Consider the following 7,445-nt stretch of genomic DNA (forward strand, 5'->3'; position numbering starts at 1 on the left):
GGCGGCGGCGGCCTACAATGCAGGGCCGGGACGTCCGCGCCAATGGCGCCAGGGCCCAGAGCTGGAAGCGGCGGTCTGGATCGAAAACATTCCGTTTGACGAGACACGAGACTATGTCAAGCGGGTGCTGTCGAACACCACGGTTTACGCCGCCATTCTGAGCGGCCAGCCGCAGCGCCTGAGCAGCCGGCTCGGGCGCATTGGCCCCCGGCTGACGACGGCGCGGGCGCCGGACATGGACCTGCCGTGACGGCGCAGCGATCGCCACCCCGATATGGCCCCGAAGGAACGCGAGGACACCATGAAACATGTGCTGGTATTGGGCGGCACTGGCTTCGTTGGCCGCCATGTCTGCGAACGACTCACGCGGCTCGGCGTGCGCGTCACCGTGCCGACGCGCCGCCTAGAGCATGCCAAAGTGGTACAGATGCTGCCGATGGTGGATGTGCTCGCCATCGATGTGCATCGCGATCGTGCCTTGGAGGAGCTGTTGCCAGGCCACGACGCGGTGGTCAATCTGATCGCGGTGCTGCAGGGCAGCCGGCGCCGCTTCGAGCAGGTGCATGTGGCATTGCCGCAGCGACTGGCCCAGGCGATGTTGGCCACCGGGGTGCGCCGGCTCGTGCACGTCAGCGCCTTGGGGGCCGATCCCAAGGGGCCGTCCCTCTACTTGCAAACCAAGGGCGAGGGAGAAGCCGTCTTGCAGCAGGCTGCCGCATCGGGCCTGGCCTTGACTGTGTTGCGTCCGAGCGTCATCTTTGGCGCCGAAGACCGCTTCCTCAACCTCTTTGCACGGCTGCAACGCAGCCTGCCGGTGGTGCCGCTGGCCGGGGCGCAGGCGCGATTTCAGCCGGTGTGGGTGGGCGACGTGGCGCAGGCCATCGTCACCTGCCTGCAGCGCGACGACACCACCGGCCGCACCTTCGAGGCGGTCGGCCCGGAAGTCTGGACGCTGGCCGACTTGGTCCGACTGGCAGGGCGGCTCAGCGGTCACCCGCGGCCGGTGATTGGCCTGCCGCGCGCGTTGGCGTATTTGCAGGCACTGATGATGGAGCTGATGCCGGGCGAGCCGCTGCTGAGCACCGACAACCTGCGTTCGATGGAAGTGGACAACATCGCCAGCGGCACCCTGCCGACCCTGACCGATCTGGGCCTGACCCCCAGCCCGGTGGAGCCGATCGCGGCCCGCTATCTGGACCTGGACGGCCCGGCCGACCCCCTGATCGCCATCCGCCGCACCGCGCATCGACGGCGGTAAAAAAGCCGCCGCCCTTACGCCGAGCGGCGGCCCATCGCTTTGCCCAGCTCAAAACTTGCGGCTGTACTGCAGCCCGAAGCCGTTCTGGTGCATGCCGATGCGCGTGCCGGTGGGATTCATTGCACCAGACACAAAGTCCACGCTCGGCCCCACCACCGTCTCGCGCCGGCCGTGCCACAGCGCGAACGTCCACTCGCTGTCCCTGTCCGGCGCGTAGGTGGCGCCGAAGGTGAAGTGCTCGCGTATCACGCCGGGGGCCAGCACATTGAACATCGCGTCCTGCGGCCGGATCGGGTTGTCACCCTGGTTGTAGCCGGCGCGCAACGTCCACTGCGGGCTGGCCTGCCACTGCACGCCGACCTTGACGACCCCGATGTCGCGCCAGCCAAACCCGGGGCCCGCCGCTGCGCCGAGCGGCTGGCCACCCATCACCTGACTGAGGCTGCCGTTGGCGATCGCCGGCACACCGCCGTATTTGATGCGCGTGGCATCCAGCGCCACGGTCAGCGCCGGGCTGAGCTGCACCGCCACACCGATACCGTAGTTCTCCGGGATATCGAAGTCGCCGCTGCCGGCAAACAGCCCCTTGTAGCGCTCGAAGCGGCCCATGTTGGTCTTGGGCGAATAGGCGGCACCGATCGTCACGCGATCGCCCAGCTGACCGAAATAGCCCAGGCGCACGCCGATACCGGTGCTGGTGTCTTTGCCGCGGTTGGTGACATCGCCCGGCGACTGCGACATCATCGAAAAGCCCTGCAGACCATAGGCCTCGAAGCGCTGCAGCACCAACAGCGGCGAGATGCCCAGTGCATGCCCATCGGCCACCCGATAGGCCAGGGTCGGCGCAACGATCAGCTGCATCAGGTCCACGCCGAGCTTGCCTTGCCCACCCAGCAGGTTGACACCGTTCGGAAACGGCGCGTATGAGGTGTTCATCCCCCCATTGCCATACACCGTCACGCCGAGCGCCAGCTTTTCGGACAACTTGGCGTTGTAGCCGAACTCCGGGATCGGGAACGCCGTGCGGCCGCTTTCCACCACCGGCGTCTGTCCGGTGAACTGCGCATCACGGTAAGGACGGAAGATCTCGGCGCCCACATCCCAGCGGTTGCCGGCGAAGGCTGCGGCAGCCGGGTTATTGACGCCGGCAAAGGCGTCGTGCGCCAGCGCGATGGAGGCGCCACCCATGCCCTTGGCCTTTAGGCCGAAGCCGTGCGGAAAGTAGCCGTTGGTGGCCTGTGCCCATGGGGCGGCCAACAGCGCGACAACGGCCACGGCTTGCCGCAGCCCAACTCGGTTGCGTATCGTCGTCATAGGGTTCTCCTCTGCTCATGGATATTTGCGAGCGGGCAGATCAAAACTCGCCCTTGGATGCACGCTCCATCATGTCCCAGACCGCCTCGCGCACGCTCCATGCCTCCTCCTTCAGCGGCGAGGGCAGCTTGCGGCCCATCTTGACCATCATGTCCATATTGAGCGTGTACAGCCACAGGCCATCGGGCCGCTCCACCAGCGCGATGCGGCATGGCATGTAGGCAGCCATGTGCGGGCTGAAATCGGCCATGTGACGCGCGATGTTGGGGCTGCAAAACTGGTAGATCGTGAGCACCGGCTCCTTCTTGCCGGATCGTGCCTCCAGTTCCTTGGACAGCGGCAGCGTGCCGACGTCGCGCATATTGCGCTCCACCATCACATTGCGCATGATCTCCTCGACCTCGGCGACGGTCAGACCCGGCTTGACCTTGCGCTCCCACGTGGTGGCCACCGCAATGTCACCGTCGCCCTCGATCCAGCGGTCCCACATTTTCATCGCCTCGGCACCGGCGCCGTCCTCTAGTTTGCCGATCGTCGCCACGGTGCCGCAGCCGCTGATGGCACCGGCACTGACCGCCAACATAAGCGCGGCGGCCGCTTGCCGCCAGGTTTGACGAAATGGGCTCATGTCCTCTCGCTCCTGCGCCCCAGGGGGCTTTAATTTAAATCAAGACGTCAGCCAGCTTAGCGAGGTAAAAAGCCCCCTTCTATCCGCATTAACCCTAGGGGGTAGGGTTTACGACGAACCTCATTCCCAGCGCGACCACTGGTCCAATGTCCAGCGCGCCGGTTTTTTGGCACACTCAAGGTTTTGATCGAATACTCAAAAGGCGTCGTCATGATGGAACCCACCCCCAGCGGCGAATGCCGCTCGGCCGAAGCGAACCGGGCCGGCACGCCGCCGTCGCGCTACCGTGATGAACACCAGCGGGACGTGGTCAACCGCTTGAAGCGCATCGAGGGCCAGGTGCGCGCCTTGATCGAGATGGTGGAGTCCGGCCGGCCGTGCGAGGACATCGCCCAGCAGATGTCGGCGGCGCGCAAGGCCATGGACAAGGCCTTCTTTCGCATGATGGCCTGCTCGGTGATGGAGTCGGTGGCCGTCTCCGACGACGAGACGATGCGCGAGGTCGAACGCTCCACGCGCATTCTGGAAAAGTACGCCTGATCGCGCCCACGGTGCAGATCTACCTGGTTGGCGGCGCGGTGCGCGACGGCTTGCTTGGGGCTTTTCACCCGGTGCACCGGCGGCCCGACGGCACCGCCCACGCCGACCGCGACTGGGTGGTGGTCGGCGCCACGCCCGAGGCGATGGTGGCGCAGGGCTTTTTGCCCGTGGGGCGGGATTTTCCCGTCTTTTTGCATCCGGTCACGCGCGAGGAGTATGCGCTGGCGCGCACCGAGCGCAAAAGCGCGCGGGGCTACCACGGCTTCGAGTTTTTCGCCGACCCCAGCGTAACGCTGGAGCAGGACCTGGCGCGGCGCGACCTAACCATCAACGCCATGGCGCTGCCGGCCGCGGCGCTGGATGCCGAAGGTCGCTTCGACCCCGCCGATGCGCGCCTGATCGACCCTTATGGCGGCCGGCGCGATTTGCGCGAGAAGGTGTTGCGCCATGTCACCGCAGCATTTGCCGAGGACCCGGTGCGCATCCTGCGCATGGCGCGCTTTGCGGCACGCTGGCCGGATTTCACCGTGGCGCCAGAAACGCTGGCGCTGATGCGCGCGATGGTCGAAGACGGCGAGGTGGATCACCTGGTGCCCGAGCGGGTGTGGCAGGAGCTCGCGCGCGGCTTGATGGAGCCGCGCCCCTCGCGCATGCTGCAGGTGCTGCGCGACTGTGGCGCCTTGCGCGTGCTGCTGCCCGAAGTGGACCGCCTGTGGGGCGTGCCACAGCGCGCCGACTACCACCCCGAGGTGGACACCGGCCGACACCTGGAGATGGTGCTGGACATGAGCGCTCGCCTGGACGCCCCGCTGGCCACCCGCTATGCCTGCCTGTGCCACGATCTGGGTAAGGGCACGACGCCGCAGGATGTGCTGCCCCGTCACCTCGGACACGAGGAGCGCAGCGTCAAGCTGCTGCGTGCGGTGAGCGAGCGCTGGCGCGTGCCGCGCGACTGCCGTGAACTGGCCGAGGTGGTGGCGCGCGAGCATGGCCACATCCACCGCTGTGATACTTTGAGCGCAGCCGCCACCCTGCGCCTGCTGCAACGCTGCGATGCGCTGCGCCGCCCCGAGCGGTTCGAACAGGTGCTGCTGGCCTGCGAATGCGATGCCCGCGGCCGACTGCACCACGAGGCACACCCCTACCCCCAAGCCGGCCGCCTGCGGGCGGCCCTGCGCGCGGCGCTGGCGGTGGACACAGCCACCGTGGCGCAGCAGACGCAGGCCCGCCATCCCGATGCGCGCGACCTGGGGCAACGCATCGGGGCGGCCATCGAGCACGCGCGCCAGCACGCCATCGCCGCGGCACTCGCGGCTTGAAGGCCGCCCAGCCCGGGCTGGGCGGTCAGGTTCACTGCGCGCGCGCCAGGGCAGCGCCCACCCACCGCACGATGTCGGCCTGTCCCATGGCGCCCGCCTGACGGGCGACCTCGCGCCCGCCAATGAACAGCGCCAAGGTCGGGATGCTGCGGATGCCAAAGCGCGCGGCCAGGCCTGGCTCTTCTTCCGTGTTGACTTTGGCCAGCCGCACACGCGGCTGCAGCTGCTGCGCCGCGGCTTCGAAGGCCGGTGCCATCATGCGGCACGGCCCACACCAGGGCGCCCAAAAATCCACCAGCACCGGGATCTGGCTGCGCCCCACGTGGCGCTCGAAGGCTTCGGCATCCAGCGCGACGGGGTGTCCGTCGAACAGCGGCCGGTGGCAACGGCCACAATCCGGCGCCTGCCCGAGCTGATCGGCCCGCACCCGGTTGGTGGTGTGGCAATGGGGACAGACGATGTGCAGCGGTTCGGTGGTCATACGGCGCTCCGGATGAGACAGGGATGTCCGGAAGATGGGGCATCTCCTGGCGGATTCAAGGCATACCCTGCCGAGTACGGCGCACGGGCCCACCGCACGCTCATCAGCGCATCAAATCCATCGCGCGAGCGCCGACGCCAACAGACTCAGCACGATGGTGCTGGTCAGCGGAATGAACCATTCGCGCCCAAACAGGCGGAAATGAAAATCCCCCGGCAGCCGCCCCAGGCCCAGGCGGCGCAGCAGCGGCGTCATCCAACTGATCAGCACCAGCGCCAAAAAGATGACGATCATCCAGCGGATCATGGCGCGCCTGGGTTACAGGGTGTGGGTACGGTCGCCGTGCGCAAAGCCCATCGGCACCCAGCCCCGGCTGCTCGCGGGTGGCGCCAAGCCGATGACCTTGAAGAGCTCGCCCATCTCGTGCTCATGCACCAGCTTCAGGGCCGCGACACGCTCGGGCAGGGGCGCATCGTCCAGGCCGTCGAGCAGCCCGGCATTGAGCAAAAAACGCCCTTGACTGGTGTAGCCCAGCACCTCCAGCCCCGTCTGCTGCGCCGCCAGGGCGATGCCGGTGAAATTGACATGTGCGGTGATGTCTTTGGCTCCCACGTCAGTCAGCGGATCGGCGTCGGCGCGGTGCGCCCGGTGGCACATCAAGGTTCCCATGATGCGCTGGGGATGGTAGTACTCACGTTCGGGGAAGCCGTAGTCGATGAAGAAGGCCGCTCCATGCCGCAACCGCTCGCCCACCGTGCGCACGAAGGCCTCGGCCTGCGGGTGGATTTCGGTCAGGTAGTCGTGCTCACCGTCGAGCACGCACGGCGGGCGCAAGTCGGTGGCACGGTCCTGCCAAACGAAGCGCCCTGCCCCTTCATCCCACGCCACGCCGCGCTCGTGCCACACGCCGTCGACACGGTGCAGCAGCTTGACCGGCATGGCGTCCAGCACTTCGTTGCCCAGCACCACGCCCTCGATGACCTGGGGCAAGCGATCGTGCCAGTGTACGCGGTCGGCCCAACGCGCCAGCCGCTGGGCCTGCCGCTGACGCAAGGGCGCCGACAGCTCCACGATGTGATAGCGAGGTGGAGGCAGACCGAGGGTGTCGAGCGTGTCGATCAGTTGTGCTGCGAGCGCCCCGGTGCCCGCGCCGAATTCCCAGACGTCTTGCACAGCCGTGGCCTGCAGGGCTTGCGCGACTTGGCGGGCCAGCACCTGCCCGAACCGCGGCGACACCAGCGGCGCCGTGACGAAGTCGCTGCCGTCGCTCGGTCCATGCCCAAAAATGCCGTGGGCCCCACTGGCATAGTAGCCGCCCTGCGGGTGGTACAGCGCCAGCGCCATGAAGCGGTCGAACGGCAACCAGCCGCCCGACTCGGCCAACGCATCTCGCACGACGGATACAACGGGGGCAGCCGTGTGGCCCCCGGAGTTGGAATCGACCGCCAGTGCGGTGTGGACAAGCAGGCTCATGGCATGATTGTGCGCCCGATTTCCGACCCGTATCCTGTCGCAATGTCATCCCACCCCAACCCCAACCCCGAACGCGCCGTGCTGGTCACCGGTGCCGCGCGCCGCCTGGGTCGCACGATTGCGCTGGCACTGGCGCAGGCTGGCTGGCATGTGGCGGTGCACTACCGCGGTTCGGCCGCCGAGGCGGCCGATACGGTCTGCGCGTGCCGCCAATTTGGGGTGCAGGCCGAGGCGTTCGCCGCCGACCTCGCCGACGAGCAGGCCTGCCGCGAATTGGTGCCCTTGGCGGCGCAGCGCTTCTCTGGATTGTGCGCGCTGGTCAATTCGGCCTCGCGCTTCGAATACGACGACGCCCTGACGGTCAATGAGGCCAGCCTGCGCGCGCATTGGGCCCCCAACACGGCCGCCCCGGTGCTGCTGGCGCAGCAGCTG

The 7,445-nt window shown here is 67.5% G+C and carries 9 protein-coding genes and 1 pseudogene; 5 read left to right on the top strand and 5 right to left on the bottom strand.

The window, feature by feature from the left end; genetic code table 11:
- Both P3W97_RS08920 and P3W97_RS08925 read left to right on the top strand, forming a co-directional pair.
- A pseudogene (locus tag P3W97_RS08920) lies at nucleotides 1-250 on the top strand (lytic transglycosylase domain-containing protein); the annotation flags it as partial.
- 51 nt (nucleotides 251-301) lie between these two features.
- On the top strand, nucleotides 302-1,258 hold the full coding sequence (locus P3W97_RS08925; RefSeq protein ID WP_300845945.1) for a complex I NDUFA9 subunit family protein: 957 nt from the start codon (nucleotides 302-304) through the stop codon (nucleotides 1,256-1,258).
- Between the two features lie 48 nt (nucleotides 1,259-1,306).
- On the opposite strand, the gene P3W97_RS08930 is transcribed toward P3W97_RS08925, so the two are convergent.
- Both P3W97_RS08930 and P3W97_RS08935 read right to left on the bottom strand, forming a co-directional pair.
- The gene (locus P3W97_RS08930) at nucleotides 1,307-2,572 is read right to left on the bottom strand and encodes an OmpP1/FadL family transporter (RefSeq protein WP_300845947.1); all 1,266 of its coding nucleotides are present in this window, start codon (nucleotides 2,570-2,572) and stop codon (nucleotides 1,307-1,309) included.
- A 40-nt stretch (nucleotides 2,573-2,612) separates the two neighbouring features.
- Nucleotides 2,613-3,200 (bottom strand): DUF302 domain-containing protein, encoded by a 588-nt coding sequence (locus P3W97_RS08935; RefSeq protein WP_300845949.1) that lies wholly within the window; start codon nucleotides 3,198-3,200, stop codon nucleotides 2,613-2,615.
- Nucleotides 3,201-3,413: 213 nt separating this feature from the next.
- Between P3W97_RS08935 and P3W97_RS08940 the strand changes: the two genes are divergently transcribed.
- Nucleotides 3,414-3,740 carry a metal-sensitive transcriptional regulator gene (locus tag P3W97_RS08940; RefSeq protein WP_300845951.1) on the top strand — a complete coding sequence of 109 codons (327 nt, stop codon included), beginning with the start codon at nucleotides 3,414-3,416 and terminating at the stop codon, nucleotides 3,738-3,740.
- A gap of 11 nt (nucleotides 3,741-3,751) precedes the next feature.
- On the top strand, nucleotides 3,752-5,059 hold the full coding sequence (locus P3W97_RS08945; RefSeq protein WP_300845953.1) for a multifunctional CCA addition/repair protein: 1,308 nt from the start codon (nucleotides 3,752-3,754) through the stop codon (nucleotides 5,057-5,059).
- A gap of 31 nt (nucleotides 5,060-5,090) precedes the next feature.
- Here the strand turns inward: P3W97_RS08945 and trxC are convergent, their stop codons facing one another.
- The 3 genes from trxC to P3W97_RS08960 form a co-directional block, all read right to left on the bottom strand.
- Complete coding sequence (gene trxC / locus P3W97_RS08950; protein WP_300845955.1) at nucleotides 5,091-5,540, bottom strand: thioredoxin TrxC; 450 nt, start codon at nucleotides 5,538-5,540, stop codon at nucleotides 5,091-5,093.
- A gap of 111 nt (nucleotides 5,541-5,651) precedes the next feature.
- On the bottom strand, nucleotides 5,652-5,846 hold the full coding sequence (locus tag P3W97_RS08955) for a DUF2905 family protein (RefSeq protein WP_300845957.1): 195 nt from the start codon (nucleotides 5,844-5,846) through the stop codon (nucleotides 5,652-5,654).
- A 12-nt stretch (nucleotides 5,847-5,858) separates the two neighbouring features.
- Nucleotides 5,859-7,013 carry an SAM-dependent methyltransferase gene (locus tag P3W97_RS08960; protein WP_300845959.1) on the bottom strand — a complete coding sequence of 385 codons (1,155 nt, stop codon included), beginning with the start codon at nucleotides 7,011-7,013 and terminating at the stop codon, nucleotides 5,859-5,861.
- A 42-nt stretch (nucleotides 7,014-7,055) separates the two neighbouring features.
- Here P3W97_RS08960 and P3W97_RS08965 point away from each other — a divergent pair.
- On the top strand, nucleotides 7,056-7,445 hold a 390-nt coding region (locus P3W97_RS08965; RefSeq protein WP_300845961.1), incomplete at its 3' end, for an SDR family NAD(P)-dependent oxidoreductase.

Origin of the sequence: Tepidimonas sp. (assembly GCF_029335975.1) — a bacterium.
Taxonomy (GTDB): Bacteria; Pseudomonadota; Gammaproteobacteria; order Burkholderiales; family Burkholderiaceae_C; genus Tepidimonas.

Excerpts from the sequence above, each read along its gene's own strand:
- P3W97_RS08925 (WP_300845945.1), top strand. The coding sequence starts at position 302 with ATGAAACATGTGCTGGTATTGGGCGGCACTGGCTTCGTTGGCCGCCAT.
- P3W97_RS08930 (WP_300845947.1), bottom strand. The coding sequence starts at position 2,572 with ATGACGACGATACGCAACCGAGTTGGGCTGCGGCAAGCCGTGGCCGTT.
- P3W97_RS08935 (WP_300845949.1), bottom strand. The coding sequence starts at position 3,200 with ATGAGCCCATTTCGTCAAACCTGGCGGCAAGCGGCCGCCGCGCTTATG.
- P3W97_RS08940 (WP_300845951.1), top strand. The coding sequence starts at position 3,414 with ATGGAACCCACCCCCAGCGGCGAATGCCGCTCGGCCGAAGCGAACCGG.
- trxC (WP_300845955.1), bottom strand. The coding sequence starts at position 5,540 with ATGACCACCGAACCGCTGCACATCGTCTGTCCCCATTGCCACACCACC.
- P3W97_RS08955 (WP_300845957.1), bottom strand. The coding sequence starts at position 5,846 with ATGATCCGCTGGATGATCGTCATCTTTTTGGCGCTGGTGCTGATCAGT.
- P3W97_RS08960 (WP_300845959.1), bottom strand. The coding sequence starts at position 7,013 with ATGAGCCTGCTTGTCCACACCGCACTGGCGGTCGATTCCAACTCCGGG.